This is a genomic window from Streptomyces sp. NPDC048288, assembly GCF_043201555.1.
Lineage (GTDB): Bacteria > Actinomycetota > Actinomycetes > Streptomycetales > Streptomycetaceae > Streptomyces.
In genome coordinates, this window is the sequence record NZ_JBICZD010000012.1 from 78,080 (window position 1) to 95,598 (window position 17,519).

The following is a 17,519-nucleotide window of genomic DNA, read 5'->3' on the forward strand; positions in this document are numbered from 1 at the left end:
ACCTGTTTGGGGGCGCGGGGCGTTATCGATATGCGGCTCCGCCGCGTGGGCGCGACCAGCCACTGACGGCCGTCAGTCCGCAGCGCACCGCACCCCCTACGGCGCTACCGGATCGGCATCCCCGAAAGCGTCCGGGCGATCACCAGCCGCTGGATCTCACTCGTCCCCTCGAAGATCGTGTAGATCGCCGCGTCCCGGTGCATCCGCTCCACCGGATACTCCCGCGTGTACCCGTTGCCGCCCAGGATCTGGATCGCCTGGGCGGTCACCTTCTTCGCCGTCTCGCTCGCGAACAGCTTCGACATCGAACCCTCGGCCGCGGTGAACGGCTTGCCGTTGATCGCCATCCAGGACGCCCGCCACACCAGCAGCCGGGCCGCGTCGATGGACGTCCGCATGTCCGCGAGCTGGAAGGCGATCCCCTGGTTGTCGATGATCGGCCGCCCGAACTGCTCACGGGTCATGGCGTAGTCGAGGGCGACCTCGTACGCGGCGCGGGCGGTGCCGACCGCCATCGCGCCGACGGCCGGCCGCGAGGCCTCGAACGTGGCCATCGCCGCGTTCTTGACGCGTTCGCCGCCCGACTTCGCCCGCTCCCGGGCCCGGGCCAGGCGCTCGTCCAGCTTCTCCTTGCCGCCGAGCAGGCAGGAACCGGGCACCCGGACGTTGTCCAGGACGACCTCGGCGGTGTGCGAGGCACGGATGCCGTGCTTCTTGAACTTCTGGCCCTGGGCGAGCCCGGGGGTGCCCGGCGGGACGATGAAGGACGCGTGGCCCTTGGAGCCCAGCTCGGCGTCGACGACCGCGACGACCACGTGGACGTTGGCGATGCCGCCGTTGGTCGCCCAGGTCTTCGTGCCGTTGATCACCCACTCGTCCTTGGCCTCGTCGTAGACGGCCCGGGTGCGCATGGAGCCCACGTCGGAGCCGGCGTCGGGCTCGGAGGAGCAGAACGCGGCGACCTTGACGTCGTTGGGGTCGCCGTACATCTGGGGGATCCAGGTGCCGATCTGCTCCTCGGTGCCGTTGGCGAGGACGCCGACGGCGGCCAGACCCGTGCCCACGATGGACAGGGCGATGCCCGCGTCGCCCCAGAAGAGTTCCTCCATGGCCATCGGGATGCCGAGACCGGTGGCGTCGAAGTACTGCTGGGCGTAGAAATCCAGGGAGTAGATGCCGACCTTCGCGGCCTCCTGGATGACCGGCCAGGGAGTCTCCTCACGCTCGTCCCATTCGGCGGCCGCGGGGCGGATGACGTCGGCGGCGAAGCCGTGCAGCCAGTCCCGGACCTCCTTCTGTTCGTCGTTGAGTTCCATGGTGAACTCGGCCATGACCCCTCCAGCGGCGGCGCATAATGTGTTACTAGCGGTAACCCGAGTCTGTTACTCGTCGGTAGGAAAAGTCAACTCCCAAGGTCACCTCGGCAGCCAGTTCGAGATGGTGTGGCCGCCAGGTGTTAGTTTGCGCAGGCAGTACCGAAACAGCACGGGGTGGGGAGAGCACATGGACACCACACGGACCGAACAGCAGAGGTCCGCCGACCGCCGGCGGCGCGAGCTGCTGGAGGCCGCCGACCGGGTGGTGCTGCGCGACGGCCCACAAGCCTCGATGAACGCGATCGCGGCGGAGGCCGGCATCACCAAACCTATCCTCTACCGCCATTTCGGCGACAAGGGCGGACTGTACGCGGCGCTCGCCAAGCGGCACACGGACGCGCTGCTCAACTCCCTGCGGGCCGCGCTGGACGCTCCCGCGGAGCGCCGTGAGCGGGTCGAGGCGACCCTGGACACGTACCTCGCGGCGATCGAGGCGCGGCCCCAGGTGTACCGGTTCCTGATGCATCCCGCCGAGGGCAGCACGGGGACCGACCAGGGGTTCGACGTGGGAAAGCACTCGGCTCCGTTGCTCCGGCGGATGGGCGAGGAACTGGCCCAGGTCATCGAGGACCGGCTGGACCTGGGGCCCAGCAGCCAGCAGCTGGCCAGGGTGTGGGGACACGGCATCGTCGGCATGATGCACGCCGCCGGGGACTGGTGGCTGGGGGAACGGCCGTGTTCTCGTGCGGAGTTGGTGAAGAGTCTGGCCGACCTGCTGTGGGGCCGGCTGGCGGCCGCGGGAGACAGGGTGGGCGGTCCGGGGTTCTGAGGGTCACCGGTGCCAGGAGGACTTCGCCACCTGCCGCATCAGCCTGCGCTTGCGCAGGCCCGTGACGTGGTCGGCGTAGACACGGCCCTCCAGGTGGTCGGTCTCGTGCTGCAGGCACCTCGCGAAGAAGCCCGTGCCGTGGATCGTGACCGGGTCGCCCTGCGCGGTGAAGCCCTCCACGACCGCGTGGTCGTACCGCTCCGTGCCCGCCTCCAGGCCCGGCAGGGACAGGCAGCCCTCCGGGCCGCGGAGCGTCACCCCGTCCGCCGCCACCAGCCGCGGGTTCACCACATGGCCCAGGTGGCGGACCTCCTCGTCGTCGGGGCAGTCGTACACGAACACCCGCAGCGACTCCCCCACCTGGTTGGCCGCGAGGCCCACGCCCTCGGCCGCGTACATCGTGGCGAACAAGTCCTCCACCAACCGGGACAGTTCGGGGCCGAACTCGGTGACCTCCGCGCAGCGGGCGTGCAGCACCGGGTCGCCGAGCAGGGTGAGGGGCCGGACCCGCCCGTGGGCGCCCGGAATGGAACCTTGTCGCATGGCCGCAAGGGTACGGTTCGATTCGGCCCCTGCCCGCCGCGCAGGCATGGGCCGGAATTCGGGCGTGCGAACGGATCTCGATAGGCTGAGGTGCACACCACGTTGCCGGATGACTCAGGCGCGGCGCGTACGGCTAGGAGGATCGAGAACTGATGGCAGGCAACTCGGACCCGCTCACGCCGCGGGCCAAGCTGGCCGTGACCGCGGGCAAGGCGGTCGCGGCGGCGTCCCGTGCGGCGGGACGCGGCAGCGGATCCGTGATCGGTGGCAAGGTCGCGCTCAAACTCGACCCCGATCTCCTCGCCCGGCTCGCCACCCACCTGGACGTCACGCTCGTCTCGGCGACCAACGGCAAGACGACCACCACCAGGCTCATCGCCGAGGCGCTGAAGGCCGCGGGCCCGGTCGTGTCGAACGCGCTCGGCGCCAACATGCCCGCCGGCATCACCTCGGCGCTGGCCGGCGGCTCGGACGCCAAGTTCGGTGTCATCGAGGTCGACGAGAAGTACCTGGCCGGAGTGGCCCGGGACACCGCGCCGAAGTGCATCGCCCTGCTCAACCTCTCCCGCGACCAGCTCGACCGCGCCGCCGAGACCCGGATGCTCGCCGAGAACTGGCGCGAGGGCCTCGCCGGGTCCAAGGCCGTCATCGTGGCGAACTGCGACGACCCGCTGGTGGTCTGGGCCGCGTCCTCCTCCCCCAACGTGGTCTGGGTCGCCGCCGGGCAGATGTGGAAGGACGACGCCTGGTCCTGCCCGTCCTGCGGTGGCGTGATGCAGCGCCCGGGCGACGACTGGTTCTGCGGCGAGTGCGGCTTCCGGCGGCCGACGCCGAGCTGGGTGCTCTCCGGGGACCACGTCCTCGACCCGCACGGGTCCGCCTGGCCGATCCACCTGCAGCTGCCGGGCCGCGCCAACAAGGCCAACGCCGCCTCCTCGGCCGCCGTCGCCGCGGTCTTCGGGGTGCCGCCGCAGGTCGCCCTGGAGCGGATGTACCAGGTGCAGGCGGTCGCGGGACGCTACGACGTCGTGCAGTTCCAGGGGCGTGACCTGCGGCTGCTCCTCGCCAAGAACCCGGCCGGCTGGCTGGAGACGTTCTCGCTGATCGACCCGCCGCCGGCGCCGGTGATCCTCTCGGTGAACGCGCGCGGCGCGGACGGCACCGACACCTCCTGGCTGTGGGACGTGGACTACACCCGGCTCACCGGCCACCCGATCTTCGTACTCGGTGACCGCAAGCTGGACCTCGCGGTGCGGCTGGAGGTCGCGGGCCAGCACTTCCAGGTCTGCGACAGCCTGGACCAGGCCGTGCAGATGTGCCCGCCCGGCCGGATCGAGGTCATCGCGAACTACACCGCGTTCCAGGACCTGCGCCGCCGCGTCGGCAACTGACCACGAAGGACAGAGACTTCATGAGCGACAACCAACTGCGGCTGGTGTGGATCTACCCGGACCTGCTCAGCACCTACGGCGACCAGGGCAACGCGCTCGTCGTGGAGCGCCGGGCCCGGCAGCGCGGTCTCGACGTGGCCCGGCTGGACGTGCGCAGCGACCAGCCGATCCCGACCTCCGGCGACATCTACCTGATCGGCGGCGGCGAGGACCGCCCGCAGCGGCTCGCGGCCGAGCGGCTGCGCCGGGACGGGCACCTGTACCGGGCGGTGGAGAACGGCGCGATCGTGTTCTCGGTGTGCGCCGGCTACCAGATCCTCGGGCACGAGTTCATCAACGACCTCGGGCAGCGCGAGCCCGGCCTCGGGCTGCTGGACGTGACGACCGTGCGCGGCACCGGCGAGCGGTGTGTCGGTGACGTCCTCGCCGACATCGACCCGCGCCTCGGGCTGCCCCAGCTCACCGGGTTCGAGAACCACCAGGGCATCACCCAGCTCGGCCCCACCGCCCGCCCCTTCGCCCGGGTCCAGCTGGGCCGGGGCAACGGCACCGGGGACGGCACGGAGGGCGCGTACAACGAGACCGTCTTCGGTACGTACATGCACGGGCCGGTCCTCGCCCGCAACCCGCTCATCGCCGACCTGCTGCTGAAGCTGGCGCTCGACGTCAACGCGCTGCCGCCGATCGACGACCGCTGGTACGAGGCGCTGCGGGGCGAGCGGATCGCGGCCGCCCAGCAGCCCGCCTGAGCTGTACCGGAGAGGTGGATTCCGGGCCCGCCTGACAGGGTGTCCGCTCACATGTGCGGGCACGTCCAGCAGGCGGACGCCCGGTACGGAATGACCCCCTTGCGCCGGTAGGGTGGCCGCGATGTCAGCCGGACAGCGTGGTCCGGTCTCCGGCCCACGTGGAGAAGGTTGTTTCGGGCTATGCGCATTGGTGTCCTCACGTCCGGCGGCGACTGCCCCGGCCTGAACGCCGTCATCCGGTCCGTCGTGCACCGTGCCGTCGCCGACCACGGCGACGAGGTCATCGGCTTCCGGGACGGCTGGAAGGGCCTCCTGGAGTGCGACTACCTCAAGCTCGACCTCGACGCCGTGGCCGGCATCCTGGCCCGCGGCGGCACCATCCTCGGCTCGTCCCGGGTCCAGCCCTCGCACCTGCGGGACGGCGTGGAGCGGGCCAGGGGCCATGTCGCCGAGCTCGGCCTGGACGCGATCATCCCGATCGGCGGTGAGGGCACGCTGAAGGCGGCCCGGCTGATGTCCGACGCCGGTCTGCCGATCGTCGGCGTCCCGAAGACCATCGACAACGACATCGCTGTCACCGACGTCACCTTCGGCTTCGACACGGCCGTGGGCGTGGCCACCGAGGCGCTCGACCGGCTGAAGACCACCGCCGAGTCCCACCAGCGGGTGCTCGTCGTCGAGGTCATGGGGCGGCACACCGGCTGGATCGCCCTGCACTCCGGCATGGCGGCCGGCGCGCACGCCATCGTCGTACCGGAACGGCCCTTCGACATCGAGGAGTTGGCCCGCCGGGTCGGCGAGCGGTTCGAGGCGGGCAAGCGGTTCGCGATCGTCGTCGCGGCGGAGGGGGCCAAGCCGAGGGCGGGCTCCATGGACTTCGACGAGGGCGGCAAGGACATCTACGGCCACGAGCGGTTCGCCGGGATCGCCCGGCAGCTCTCCATCGAGCTGGAGCAGCGGCTCGGCAAGGAGGCGCGGCCGGTCATCCTCGGGCATGTGCAGCGGGGTGGCACGCCGACGGCGTACGACCGGGTGCTGGCGACGCGGTTCGGGTGGCACGCGGTGGAGGCGGTGCACCGGGGGGAGTTCGGCCGGATGACCGCGCTGCGGGGGACGGACATCGTGATGGTGCCGTTGGCGGAGGCCGTGGAGACGTTGAAGACGGTTCCTTCGGAGCGGTACGAGGAAGCGGAGACCGTGCTTTAAGGGTGCGGTTGTGTGTTGTCTGCCGGTGAGCTGTGGCTGGTCGCGCAGTTCCCCGCGCCCCTTTAGGTAGGGATCGTGCACCCCGCTCACAAGCTGGGTTGGCCGCGGTTCTAATGTGGGGTCGATAGAAACACCCCCCACGAATCAGGAGCCGCCGGATGGATCACAGCGGGCACGGCATGATGATGGATCTGCCGCCGTTCACGCTGGGGCGGGGGCTGGAGTGGTCGGCGGATCCGTTCTTTCTGGTCGCGTGTGTCGCGGGGCTCGCCCTGTACGGGTGGGGGCTGGTGCGGCTGCGGCGGCGGGGGGACGCGTGGTCGGTGGGGCGGACGGTGTCGTTCGTCGTGGGTGTGCTGACGATCATGCTCGTGATGTGCACCAAGCTGAACGACTACGGGATGGTCATGTTCAGCGTGCACATGGTGCAGCACATGATCATCAGCATGCTGTCGCCGATCCTGATCCTGCTGGGCGCCCCGGTGACCCTGGCGCTGCGGGCGCTGCCGGTCGCCGCGCGGGGGCGCAAGGGGCCGCGTGAGCTGCTGCTGGCGCTGCTGCACAGCCGGTACATGCGGATCATCACCCACCCCGCCTTCACCATTCCGCTCTTCATCGCGAGCCTGTACGCCCTCTACTTCACCCCGCTGTTCGACTTCCTGATGGGGTCGAAGGCCGGGCACATCGCGATGATGGTGCACTTCCTCGCCGTCGGCGTGGTCTTCTTCTGGCCGATCATCGGGATCGATCCGGGTCCGCACCGGCCGGGATACCTCATGCGCATGCTGGAGCTGTTCGCGGGCATGCCGTTCCACGCCTTCTTCGGTATCGCGTTGATGATGGCGTCCGAGCCGATGGTGGAGACGTTCAAGAACCCGCCGGCCTCGCTCGGGATCGACGCGCTCGCCGACCAGAACGCGGCGGGCGGGATCGCCTGGGCGTTCAGCGAGGTGCCGTCCGTGCTGGTACTGATCGCCCTGCTGTTCCAGTGGTACGGCTCCGAGCAGCGCCAGGCCCGCCGCACGGACCGGGCCGCGGACCGGGACGGCGACAAGGAGCTGGAGGCGTACAACGCCTATCTGGCCTCGCTGCACGCGCGCAAGGGCTGAGAAGCCTTTCCGTCTCTCCGTATCCCGTGGACGCCGAACCCGGGGCACCATGGAGGGAGACGGACCATGAGGAGGGTGTCCTGATGCCCGGTTCTGCGAACGGTTCGAACGGTTCCACCAAGGCGATGGGGGTCCTCACCGTAGGGGGACTCGTGGTGGTGACCGCCTACACGGTGGCGCTCGGCAGCAACGGCTGGCTGTGGTTCGGGTGGGTGGTGCTGGGGCTGCTGACGCTCGCGATGGTCGTCACCCAGAGCAGCGGCTGACCGTTCAGTCCGGGGTGAGGCGGGCGGCCTGGTGCACCCCGGGCTGGTATTTCGGCAGCCTGGCGGTGATCTTCATGCCCGCTCCGACCGCGGTCTCGATGACGAGGCCGCGGTCGTCGCCGTACACCTGGCGGAGCCGGTCGTCGACGTTGGACAGGCCGATGCCGCCGGAGGGGCTGAGCTCGCCGGCGAGGATCCGGCGCAGCAGGACGGGGTCCATGCCGGCGCCGTCGTCCTCGATGACGACCAGCGCCTCGGCGCCCTCGTCCTGGGCGGTGATCTGGATGTGGCAGGTGCCGGTCTTGCCCTCCAGGCCGTGTTTGACGGCGTTCTCGACGAGCGGCTGCAGGCAGAGGAAGGGCAGGGTGACGGGGAGCACCTCGGGGGCGATCTGCAGGGTGACGGTGAGGCGGTCGCCGAAGCGGGCCCGGACCAGTGCCAGGTAGTGGTCGATGGCGTGGAGCTCGTCGGCGAGGGTGGTGAAGTCGCCGTGCCTGCGGAACGAGTAGCGGGTGAAGTCGGCGAACTCCAGGAGCAGTTCGCGGGCGCGCTCGGGGTCGGTGCGGACGAACGAGGCGATCACCGCGAGCGAGTTGAAGATGAAGTGCGGGGAGATCTGGGCGCGCAGGGCGCGGATCTCGGCCTCGATCAGGCGGGTGCGGGAGCGGTCGAGGTCGGCCAGCTCCAGCTGGACGCTGACCCAGCGGGCGACCTCGCCGGCCGCGCGGACCAGTACGGCGGACTCGCGCGGGGCGCAGGCGACCAGGGTGCCGTGGACGCGGTCGTCGACGGTGAGGGGGGCGATCACGGCCCAGCGCAGGGGGCAGTCGGGCTCCTCGCAGTGCAGCCGGAAGGCCTCGCCGCGGCCGGACTCCAGCGGTCCGGCGAGGCGTTCCATGATCTCGGTGCGGTGGTGGCCGCCGACGCCGTCCCAGACCAGCAGGTTCTCGTGGTCGGTGAGGCAGAGCGCGTCGGTGCCGAGCAGGGTGCGCAGCCGGCGGGCGGAGCGGCGGGCGGTCTCCTCGGTGAGGCCGGCGCGCAGCGGGGGCGCGGCGAGGGACGCGGTGTGCAGGGTCTCGAAGGTGGCGTGTTCGACCGGGGTGCCGAGGCCGCCGCCGAGGCGCTCGGGGCGGGCGGTGCGGCGGCCGAGCCAGAAGCCGGCGGCGAGCAGCGGGAGCACGGCCACCAGGAGACCGGCGAGGAAGCCGGTCACAGCCGCGCCTCGCGGGGTCCGGTGGTCTCCGCGCGCAGCTCTTCCGGCAGGTGGAAGCGGGCGAGGACGGCGGCCGTGCCGGGCGGGACCCGGCCCGGGGTCGCCAGGGACACCAGGATCATGGTGAGGAAGCCGAGCGGGACCGACCAGAGCGCGGGCCAGGCGAGCAGCGCGTGCAGGGAGCCGGTGCCCGGGAAGTCGGCCATGGTCGCGGCCACCGCGCAGAAGGCCGAGCCGCCGCCTGTCAGCATCCCGGCCGCGGCGCCGGGCGGGGTCAGCCGCCGCCACCAGATGCCGAGGACCAGCAGCGGGCAGAAGGAGGAGGCCGACACGGCGAAGGCCAGCCCGACGGCGTCGGCCACCGGCAGTCCCCCGACGAGCGCACTGGCGGCGAGCGGCACGGCCATGGCGAGCACGGTGCCGAGCCGGAAGTGGCGCACACCGCGGGACGGCAGGACGTCCTGGGTGAGGACTCCGGCGACCGCCATGGTCAGTCCGGAGGCGGTGGAGAGGAACGCGGCGAAGGCGCCGCCCGCCACCAGCGCGCCGAGGAGATCGCCGCCGAGGCCGCCGATGACCCGGTCGGGCAGCAGCAGGACGGCCGCGTCCGCGTTGCCGGTGAGGGTGAGTTCGGGGGTGTAGAGGCGGCCGAGGGCGCCGTACACGGGCGGCAGGAGGTAGAAGAGGCCGATCAGGGCGAGGACGGCGACCGTGGTGCGGCGGGCGGCGACGCCGTGCGGGCTGGTGTAGAAGCGGACGACGACGTGCGGCAGGCCCATGGTGCCGAGGAAGGTGGCGAGGATCAGGCCGTACGTGGCGTACAGCGGGCGTTCCTCGCGGCTCTCGGCGAGCGAGGTGGACATGCCGCCGTTGGTGCCCCGGTCGGTGGCGGGGACCCGGGTGCCCTTGGCGAAGGTCAGGCGGGTGCCGGCGGCGATGCGGTGGGTGCCCTCGGGGAGGGTGAGCCGTGTGTCGTCGTGCGGGCGGCCGTCGACCGTGCCGGTGACGGTGACCGTGAGGGGGCGGTCGAGCTTGAGGGCGAGGGTGTTCCGGACGTCGACGGTGCGCCGGTCGCGGAAGGCGGCCGGTTCGTCGAAGGCGTGGGTGGGGGCGCCGGCCCCCTGCCAGGCGAGGACCAGGAAGAGGGCGGGGACCAGCAGGGCGGTGAGTTTCAGCCAGTATTGGAAGGCCTGGACGAAGGTGATGCTGCGCATGCCGCCGGCGGCCACGGTGGCCACCACGACCACGGCCACGATGAGTCCGCCGAGCGCGCCGGGCGCGCCGGTGAGGACCGTCAACGTCAGCCCCGCGCCCTGGAGTTGGGGCAGCAGGTAGAGCCAGCCGACGCCCACCACGAACGCCCCGGCCAGCCGTCGTACCGGCTGCGAGGCGAGCCGGGCCTCGGCGAAGTCGGGGAGGGTGTAGGCGCCGGAGCGGCGCAGCGGGGCGGCGACGAAGAGCAGCAGGACCAGGTAGCCGGCGGTGTAGCCGACCGGGTACCAGAGCATGTCGGGGCCCTGGACCAGGACCAGGCCCGCGATGCCCAGGAAGGAGGCGGCGGAGAGGTACTCGCCGCTGATCGCGGCCGCGTTGAGGCGGGGGCCGACGGTGCGGGAGGCGACGTAGAAGTCGGAGGTGGTCCGGGAGATGCGCAGGCCGAAGGCGCCGACGAGGACGGTCGCGACGACGACCAGGGCGACGGCGGGGACGGCGTAGCTGGAGTTCATCTGTCCTCGTCGCGGCGGGAGTTCATCGGTCCTCGACGAGGCGGACGAAGTCCTCCTCGTTGCGTTCGGCGCGGCGCACGTACCAGCGGGCCAGCAGGATCAGCGGGGCGTAGAGGCAGAAGCCGAGCACCAGCCATTCCAGGCGGCGGGCGTCGGGGGCGGCGGCGAAGACCAGCGGCAGCGGGCCGACCAGGAGGACCAGGACCGCGAACACGACCAGGGCGGCGCGGAGTTGGGTGCGCATGAGGGAGCGGACATAGGTGTGGCCGAGGGTGGTCTGCTCGTCGATCTCGGTGCGCGGCCGGTAGTAGCCGGAGGTGTGGCGGCTGCGCCGGGGCGGGCCGGTGACGACCACCCGGCGTTCGGCGGGGTCCGCGGGCATCGTCAGGCCCTCCTCATCAGCAGGTCCCGCAGTTCGCGCGCGTGGCGCCGGCTGACCTGGAGTTCCTCGCCGCCGACCAGGACGCTCACCGTGCCCGCGTCCAGGCGGAGTTCGCCGATGTGGCGGAGGGCGACGAGGTGGCGGCGGTGGATGCGGACGAAACCGCGGGAGCGCCAGCGGTCCTCCAGGGTGGAGAGGGGGATGCGCACGAGGTGGCTGCCGCGGTCGGTGTGCAGGCGGGCGTAGTCGCCCTGGGCCTCGACATGGGTGATGTCGTCGACGGCCACGAACCGGGTGACACCGCCGAGTTCGACGGGTATGTGGTCGGGGTCGGGTTCGTGCACCGGTATCCGCGGTGCGGCGCCGCGCAGTTCGGCGACCCGGCGTACGGCCTCCGCGAGGCGTTCCTTGCGTACCGGCTTCAGGACGTAGTCGACGGCCTTGAGATCGAAGGCCCTTACCGCGAAGTCCTCGTGGGCGGTGACGAACACGACCAGCGGCGGACGGGCGAAGCCGGCGAGGAGGCGGGCCATCTCCAGACCGTCCAGGCCGGGCATCTGCACGTCGAGGAAGACGACGTCGACGGCGTCCGCGCCCAGGGGGCCGGACTCCAGGGCGCGGGTGATGCGGCGCAGCGCCTCGGTGGCGTCCCCGGCGCCCTCGACGCTTCCGATGCGCGGGTCGGCGTTGAGCAGATACAGGAGCTCCTCCAGCGAGGGGCGTTCGTCGTCGACGGCGAGGGCGCGCAGCATGAACGGAGTGTAGGCGGCGGGGTGGGGCGCTGGACATGTACCGGACGTGGACGTTCGCGCCGGATGAAGTGGCGTCCCCGCCCGGCCCGTCCCGTGGATACAGTGCGCTCATGAACAGCGGCACCGCCCCTTTCGACGACCTCGACCGGAAGATCACCACCGCGCTGATGGCGAACGCGCGGACCAGTTTCGCCGAGATCGGCGCGGCCATCGGGCTCTCCGCCACCGCGGTGAAGCGGCGGGTGGACCGGCTGCGCGAGACCGGGGTGATCACCGGGTTCACGGCCACCGTGACACCGGCGGCGCTCGGCTGGCGGACGGAGGCGTACGTCGAGGTGTACTGCGAGGGCGCGGCCCCGCCGAGGCGGCTCGCGGAGGTGGTGCGCAACCATCCGGAGATCACCGCGGCGATGACGGTGACCGGCGGGGCGGACGCGCTGCTGCATGTCCGGGCCCGGGACGTGGGGCACTTCGAGGAGGTGCTGGAGCGGATCCGGGTGGAGCCGTTCATCCGGAAGACGATCAGTGTGATGGTGCTGTCCCATCTGCTCCCGGAGAGCCCGGAGGCGGGCGCCACCCAGCCGGTTCCCGAGTAAACGCACCGACGCTGCGTTTGTATGACCGGAGACGCAGCATTCCTGCGCAGACGCGCAATATTTATTCCTTGTCGTCCGGATCAGTCGCTTTCTACCGTGGTGTCAACCCTCAGTCGACACCGCAGGAAAGCGGAGGAACACCTCTGTGTCCGATAGCCGTGTGCCGCGCGTCCGGCGCTTCCTCGTCTGCGAACCCAGACACTTCGCCGTGCAGTACGCGATCAATCCCTGGATGAACCCCGACACCAGGGTCGACGTCGACCTGGCCCGGGAGCAGTGGACCGCGCTGATCAGCGCCTACCGCACCCATGGCCACAGCGTCGACCGGCTGGAGCCGGTCCCCGGTCTGCCCGACATGGTCTTCGCCGCGAACTCGGCGGTCGTCGTCGGCGGCCGGGTCTTCGGCTCGCTCTTCCACGCGCCCGAGCGGCGCCCCGAGTCCACCCACTACGACCTCTGGTTCAAGACGGCGGGCTACGACGTGCACCGCCCCGGCTCGGTGGTCGAGGGCGAGGGCGACCTGGTCTGGACGGGCCGGTACCTGCTCGCCGGCACCGGCTTCCGCACCAGCCGCGAGGCGCACCGGGAGGCGCAGGAGTTCTTCGGCCACCCGGTGATCAGCCTGACCCTGGTGGATCCGTACTTCTACCACCTGGACACCGCGCTGTTCGTCCTCGACGAAGACAACATCGTGTACTACCCGGAGGCCTTCTCCGCCGGCAGCCGCGAGGTGCTGCGCCGGCTGTACCCGGACGCGGTGCTCGCCACCCGCGACGACGCCATGGCCTGGGGGCTGAACTCCGTCTCCGACGGCCGCCATGTCTTCATCGCCCCGCAGGCCGAGGCGCTCGCCGGCCGCCTCGCCGACCAGGGCTACGAGCCCGTCCCCGTCGACCTGTCGGAGTTCCACAAGGCCGGCGGCGGCATCAAGTGCTGCACCCAGGAAATCCGCTGAGGACCAGGAGATCCCCCTGATGACCGCACCCGCGTCCACACGCTCCGCCGCGCGTTCCTCCGCCGAACTGATCAAGGCGGAGGAGCCGGTCCTCGCGCACAACTACCATCCGCTGCCCGTGGTCGTCGCCCGCGCCGAGGGCGCCTGGGTGGAGGACGTCGAGGGCCGCCGCTACCTCGACATGCTGGCCGGCTACTCGGCCCTCAACTTCGGCCACCGCCACCCGGCCCTGATCGAGGCCGCGCACCGCCAGCTCGATCTGCTGACCCTGACCTCCCGCGCCTTCCACAACGACCGGCTCGCCGAATTCGCCGAGCGGCTCGCGGAGTTGACCGGTCTGGACATGGTGCTGCCGATGAACACCGGCGCCGAGGCGGTGGAGAGCGGCATCAAGGTGGCCCGCAAATGGGCCTACGACGTGAAGGGCGTCCCCGCCGACCGGGCCACGATCGTCGTCGCGGCGGACAACTTCCACGGCCGTACGACGACCATCGTCAGCTTCTCCACGGACGAGACGGCCCGCGCGGGCTTCGGCCCGTTCACCCCGGGCTTCCGGATCGTGCCGTACAACGATCTCGCGGCGCTGGAGGCGGCGGTCGACGAGACGACGGCGGCCGTGCTGATCGAGCCGATCCAGGGCGAGGCCGGGGTCCTGATCCCGGACGACGGCTATCTGACCGGGGTGCGCGAGCTGACCCGGCGCAAGGGCTGCCTCTTCGTCGCGGACGAGATCCAGTCGGGTCTCGGCCGCACCGGCCGCACCCTCGCCGTGGACCACGAGGACGTCGTGCCGGACGTGCTGCTGCTCGGCAAGGCGCTGGGCGGCGGGATCGTGCCGGTGTCGGCGGTGGTGGCCCGGCGTGAGGTGCTGGGCGTGCTGCGGCCGGGCGAGCACGGCTCCACGTTCGGCGGCAACCCGCTCGCGGCGGCCGTCGGGACGGCCGTGGTGGAACTGCTGGAGAGCGGCGCGTTCCAGCGCAGGGCGGCCGAGCTGGGCCTGGTCCTGCGGGACGGGCTGGCCGCGCTGGTGGGCAAGGGCGTGGTGGGCTTCCGCTCGCGCGGGCTCTGGGCGGGCGTCGACGTGGACCCGGCGATCGGCACCGGGCGGGAGATCAGCGAACGTCTGATGCGCGAGGGCGTCCTGGTCAAGGACACCCACGGCTCCACGATCCGGCTGGCCCCGCCGCTGACCGTCACGGCGGAGGAACTGCGTTCGGCGCTCGGATCGTTGGAGAAGGTCCTGACGGCCTGAGCGGGCGGCGGCCCGAGCGGGCGGCGGTCGCGCCGGTGGGCGCGGCCGCCGCCTTGTGCTCAGCCCTTGCCGAGGAGCTTGTTCATCTCCTTGATCTCGGCGTTCTGGGTGGTGACGATGGCGTCGGCCATGCTCGTGGCCGGGGCGTAGTCGCCCTTGGACTTCTCCGTGCCGGCCATCTCGACCGCGCCCTGGTGGTGCTGGACCATCATGGTCAGGAACATCGTGTCGAAGTCCGTCCCCTGGGCCTTCTTCAGCGCGGTCATGTCCTTGTCGGACATCATCCCGGCCATGCCGGCGTGCCCGCCGTGGTCCATGCCGGCCATGGGCACGTCCTCGCCCCAGGCCTTCAGCCAGCCGGTCATGGTGTTGATCTCCGGGTCCTGCGCCTTCTCGATCCGGGCGGCGAGGTCCTTGACCTGGGCCGAGGAGGCGCGGTCGGCGGCGAGCTGCGCCATCTCCAGGGCCTGCTGGTGGTGCGGGATCATGCCCTGCGCGAAGGACACGTCCTGGGCGTTGTGCGCGCCGGCGGTGGCGGTGGCCGGGGCGGACGTCGCGGCGGGTGCGCCGTTCGTGGTGTCGTCGTTGCCGCCGCACGCGGTGAGGGCGAGGGCGGCGGTCGCGGTCAGCGCGACGAGGACGGCACGGGTACGCGTGGTGGTCATGCTGGATCTCCTGCGATAGGGGTGAGTGAGCACGCGGGAGCACGACCGTGGCGGGGCGCGCACGGCCGGCTCGGATGCCTCTAGATCCGCAGGAGTTGGAGTTCGGCCAGGTCGGGGGGCGCACGGGCGCCGTCCGGTGCCGTGGCCCGGCGGGAGGTGGCCGCGCACCCGGCGGCGAGGGCGGGGACCGGGTCCGGGACGAGCGCGGGCAGCGACGGTCCGCCGCTCACCGCGCCCGAGGCGCAGGTCGCGTCGGCGTGGTGCACATGGCCGCCGCCGCAGTGACCGTCGTCGCCGGAGCAGCCGTCGTACGCCGTGGCCATGACCGTCGCGTGCGCGACCCGCTCGTGCCCGCCGTGTCCCATGGCGCCACCGGGGGCCAGCGCGTGCATGCCGAGCAGTCCGGCCAGCAGCCCCAGCACGAGCACGGCTCGCCACCGCCGGTGGGGCGGTCGCGGGGCGGGGGGCTCGGTGGGGCGCATCGGGACTCATCCTATGCATGCCCTGAGAGCGGTCGGGCACCGGCACGATCTCGAACCCACCGCCAGGTCACGCCTCTTGGGTCATATCACCGGATCACCTCCCTGAGTTGCACCGCTATAAAAGTGCAGCGGTTGCACTTATTGAGTCGGTGTGCTTTTCTGGGGTGGCGGCCGCAGCCGTGCCCGGTCCCCCTGACGAAGACCGGCCCACCCACCTCGCACGAACGGAGCACCACCATGAACACCACCCGCACCCCGCGCATCGCCATCATCGGCGCCGGCCCCGGCGGCCTCACCTGTGCCCGCATCCTGCAGCGGCACGGCATCAGCGCCACCGTCCACGACCACGAGGCCGGCCCCGACCGGCGCGACCAGGGCGGCACCCTCGACCTGCACGAGGACAACGGCCAGATCGCCCTGCGCGAAGCCGGACTGCTGGAGGACTTCTTCCGGCTCTCCCGCCCCGAGGGCCAGGAGATGCGCCAGATGGACCCCGCGGGCACCCTGCTGCTCCACCACACCCCCGAGGAAGGCGAGCGCTTCAAGCCGGAGATCGACCGCGGACAGCTGCGCGACCTCCTCCTGGACTCCCTCGAACCCGGCACCGTGCACTGGAGCCACACACTCAGCTCCGTCGAAGGCCCCGCCGCCGGACCCCGGCAGCTGCGCTTCGCCGACGGCACCACCGTCGAGGCCGACCTCGTCATCGGCGCCGACGGAGCCTGGTCCAGGGTCCGCCGCGCCGTCTCCGACGCCACCCCCCGGTACACCGGCGTCAGCTTCCTCGAAGCCTGGTTCCACGACGTCGAGAACAAGCACCCCGAGATCGCCGGACTCGTCGGCCGGGGCAGCGCCACGGCGGCCGACGGCGACCGCGCCCTGTTCGCCCAGCGCAGCAGCGGCGACCACATCCGCGTCTACGCCATCCAGCGCGTGCCCGCCGACTGGATCGCCGCCGCCGGCCTGACCATCCAGGACACCGAGGGCATCCGCGCCCTCCTCCTGGACCGCTACCGCGACTGGTCACCGGCCCTGCGCCGCCAGCTCACCGACAACGAGGGCCGCTACGTCGACCGTCCCATCCACGCCCTGCCCGTCCCCCACACCTGGCAGCACAACCCCACGGTCACCCTGCTGGGAGACGCCGCCCACCTCATGCCCCCGCTCGGCGTGGGCGTCAACCTCGCCATGCTGGACGCCTGCGAACTCGCCCTCGCCCTCGCGCACCACACCACCGTCGACGACGCCCTCCTCGCCTACGAGAAGACCATGCTGCCCCGCTCCGCCCAGATGCAGCAGCTCCTCGACAACGGCGCCGAGGGCCTGCTCGGCACCGAACTGCCCGACTTCGCCGACGACAACGACCGCTGACACCCCAATAAGTGCAGCGAGGCAACTTTCGAAGCCGCACAACCAGCGGAGTAGGGTCATGACATGACCGATATCCACGCCTCCACGGCACCGGCACCCACGGGCCGCCGCGAACGCAAGAAGGCCGCGACCCGGCAGGCCATCGCCGACGCCGCGCTGCGCCTGTTCCTGGAGCGTGGCTACGACGACGTGGGCATCCGCGAGATCGCGGACGCCGCGGACGTCTCCACCACCACCCTGTTCAAGCACTTCCCGGTCAAGGAGGCACTCGTCTTCGACCTGGACGCCGACAAGGAGGCGCTGCTCCTGGCCTCCGTACGCGAACGGCCGCAGGGGCAGTCGATCCCCCAGGCGCTCCGCGAGCACGCGCTGCACCACCGCGTCCGTGCGGCGCGCCGGGACCCCGCCTTCCAGGCCTTCTTCGAGCTGGTGAACACCACCCCGGCGCTGCGCGACTACCAGCAGGCCATGTGGCTGCGCCACTCGTCCGCGCTGGCCGGCGTCATCGCCGAGGAGAGCGGCCTGCCCGCCGACGATCCCGCGTGCGCGGCGCTGGCCCACTTCGCCCTCGAAATCCCCCGCGTGGCCCTCGACCAGGCCGACTTCAGCCAGGCCGTCACCCGCGCCTTCGAACTGCTGGAGAACGGCTGGAGCACGCTAGCCTCCCCCGACCGGTAGACCCGACCAGGTAGACCCGACCAGGTAGACCCGGCCG

At 71.5% G+C, this 17,519-nt stretch carries 19 protein-coding genes; 11 read left to right on the forward strand and 8 right to left on the reverse strand.

Annotated features, from left to right (window positions below):
- Positions 1-104: 104 nt before the first annotated feature.
- Complete coding sequence (locus tag ACGFZS_RS36565) at positions 105-1,331, reverse strand: acyl-CoA dehydrogenase family protein (protein ID WP_365687943.1); 1,227 nt, start codon at positions 1,329-1,331, stop codon at positions 105-107.
- A gap of 172 nt (positions 1,332-1,503) precedes the next feature.
- On the opposite strand from ACGFZS_RS36565, the gene ACGFZS_RS36570 reads away from it, so the two are divergent.
- A complete protein-coding gene (locus ACGFZS_RS36570; protein WP_359219453.1) occupies positions 1,504-2,145 on the forward strand; it encodes a TetR family transcriptional regulator in 642 nt (213 codons plus the stop codon).
- 3 nt (positions 2,146-2,148) lie between these two features.
- On the opposite strand, the gene def is transcribed toward ACGFZS_RS36570, so the two are convergent.
- Positions 2,149-2,688 (reverse strand): peptide deformylase, encoded by a 540-nt coding sequence (gene def / locus ACGFZS_RS36575; protein WP_393798717.1) that lies wholly within the window; start codon positions 2,686-2,688, stop codon positions 2,149-2,151.
- 152 nt (positions 2,689-2,840) lie between these two features.
- Between def and ACGFZS_RS36580 the strand changes: the two genes are divergently transcribed.
- The 5 genes from ACGFZS_RS36580 (at position 2,841) to ACGFZS_RS36600 (ending at position 7,409) form a co-directional block, all read left to right on the forward strand.
- Entirely contained in the window at positions 2,841-4,079 is a 1,239-nt protein-coding gene (locus ACGFZS_RS36580) for a MurT ligase domain-containing protein (RefSeq protein ID WP_355720292.1), read from the forward strand.
- 20 nt (positions 4,080-4,099) lie between these two features.
- Positions 4,100-4,828 carry a type 1 glutamine amidotransferase gene (locus ACGFZS_RS36585; RefSeq protein WP_393798718.1) on the forward strand — a complete coding sequence of 243 codons (729 nt, stop codon included), beginning with the start codon at positions 4,100-4,102 and terminating at the stop codon, positions 4,826-4,828.
- A 180-nt stretch (positions 4,829-5,008) separates the two neighbouring features.
- Complete coding sequence (locus tag ACGFZS_RS36590; protein ID WP_393668101.1) at positions 5,009-6,034, forward strand: 6-phosphofructokinase; 1,026 nt, start codon at positions 5,009-5,011, stop codon at positions 6,032-6,034.
- Between the two features lie 158 nt (positions 6,035-6,192).
- Positions 6,193-7,143: a cytochrome c oxidase assembly protein gene (locus ACGFZS_RS36595; protein WP_393798719.1), complete on the forward strand. Its 951-nt coding sequence runs from the start codon at positions 6,193-6,195 to the stop codon at positions 7,141-7,143.
- Positions 7,144-7,226: 83 nt separating this feature from the next.
- A complete protein-coding gene (locus ACGFZS_RS36600) occupies positions 7,227-7,409 on the forward strand; it encodes a hypothetical protein (RefSeq protein WP_355720303.1) in 183 nt (60 codons plus the stop codon).
- 4 nt (positions 7,410-7,413) lie between these two features.
- Here the strand turns inward: ACGFZS_RS36600 and ACGFZS_RS36605 are convergent, their stop codons facing one another.
- Genes ACGFZS_RS36605 through ACGFZS_RS36620 form a run of 4 tightly spaced genes read right to left on the reverse strand, consistent with a single transcriptional unit; the run spans position 7,414 to position 11,483 of the window.
- On the reverse strand, positions 7,414-8,622 hold the full coding sequence (locus ACGFZS_RS36605) for a histidine kinase (RefSeq protein WP_365687946.1): 1,209 nt from the start codon (positions 8,620-8,622) through the stop codon (positions 7,414-7,416).
- Positions 8,619-10,349 carry a cation acetate symporter gene (locus ACGFZS_RS36610; protein WP_393541369.1) on the reverse strand — a complete coding sequence of 577 codons (1,731 nt, stop codon included), beginning with the start codon at positions 10,347-10,349 and terminating at the stop codon, positions 8,619-8,621. Before ACGFZS_RS36610 ends, ACGFZS_RS36605 begins: the two co-directional genes overlap by 4 nt.
- A gap of 22 nt (positions 10,350-10,371) precedes the next feature.
- Positions 10,372-10,731 carry a hypothetical protein gene (locus ACGFZS_RS36615; RefSeq protein ID WP_365687948.1) on the reverse strand — a complete coding sequence of 120 codons (360 nt, stop codon included), beginning with the start codon at positions 10,729-10,731 and terminating at the stop codon, positions 10,372-10,374.
- Positions 10,732-10,733: 2 nt separating this feature from the next.
- Positions 10,734-11,483 (reverse strand): LytTR family DNA-binding domain-containing protein, encoded by a 750-nt coding sequence (locus ACGFZS_RS36620; RefSeq protein ID WP_359219468.1) that lies wholly within the window; start codon positions 11,481-11,483, stop codon positions 10,734-10,736.
- Positions 11,484-11,593: 110 nt separating this feature from the next.
- Here ACGFZS_RS36620 and ACGFZS_RS36625 point away from each other — a divergent pair, with 110 nt between their 5' ends.
- The 3 genes from ACGFZS_RS36625 to rocD all read left to right on the forward strand — a co-directional run bounded on the left by ACGFZS_RS36625 (position 11,594) and on the right by rocD (position 14,286).
- A complete protein-coding gene (locus tag ACGFZS_RS36625) occupies positions 11,594-12,079 on the forward strand; it encodes an Lrp/AsnC family transcriptional regulator (protein ID WP_355720316.1) in 486 nt (161 codons plus the stop codon).
- A gap of 145 nt (positions 12,080-12,224) precedes the next feature.
- On the forward strand, positions 12,225-13,034 hold the full coding sequence (ddaH, locus tag ACGFZS_RS36630) for a dimethylargininase (RefSeq protein WP_393798720.1): 810 nt from the start codon (positions 12,225-12,227) through the stop codon (positions 13,032-13,034).
- Positions 13,035-13,053: 19 nt separating this feature from the next.
- Complete coding sequence (gene rocD / locus ACGFZS_RS36635; protein WP_393798721.1) at positions 13,054-14,286, forward strand: ornithine--oxo-acid transaminase; 1,233 nt, start codon at positions 13,054-13,056, stop codon at positions 14,284-14,286.
- Positions 14,287-14,345: 59 nt separating this feature from the next.
- Here rocD and ACGFZS_RS36640 read toward each other — a convergent pair whose 3' ends face one another.
- Together ACGFZS_RS36640 and ACGFZS_RS36645 are read right to left on the reverse strand one after the other, a co-directional pair.
- Positions 14,346-14,951 carry a DUF305 domain-containing protein gene (locus ACGFZS_RS36640; protein ID WP_393798722.1) on the reverse strand — a complete coding sequence of 202 codons (606 nt, stop codon included), beginning with the start codon at positions 14,949-14,951 and terminating at the stop codon, positions 14,346-14,348.
- Between the two features lie 80 nt (positions 14,952-15,031).
- Positions 15,032-15,433 carry a DUF6153 family protein gene (locus tag ACGFZS_RS36645; protein WP_393798723.1) on the reverse strand — a complete coding sequence of 134 codons (402 nt, stop codon included), beginning with the start codon at positions 15,431-15,433 and terminating at the stop codon, positions 15,032-15,034.
- Positions 15,434-15,670: 237 nt separating this feature from the next.
- On the opposite strand from ACGFZS_RS36645, the gene ACGFZS_RS36650 reads away from it, so the two are divergent.
- A complete protein-coding gene (locus ACGFZS_RS36650; protein ID WP_393798724.1) occupies positions 15,671-16,804 on the forward strand; it encodes an FAD-dependent oxidoreductase in 1,134 nt (377 codons plus the stop codon).
- 63 nt (positions 16,805-16,867) lie between these two features.
- On the forward strand, positions 16,868-17,482 hold the full coding sequence (locus tag ACGFZS_RS36655) for a TetR/AcrR family transcriptional regulator (protein ID WP_393798725.1): 615 nt from the start codon (positions 16,868-16,870) through the stop codon (positions 17,480-17,482).
- The last annotated feature ends 37 nt before the right edge of the window (positions 17,483-17,519 follow it).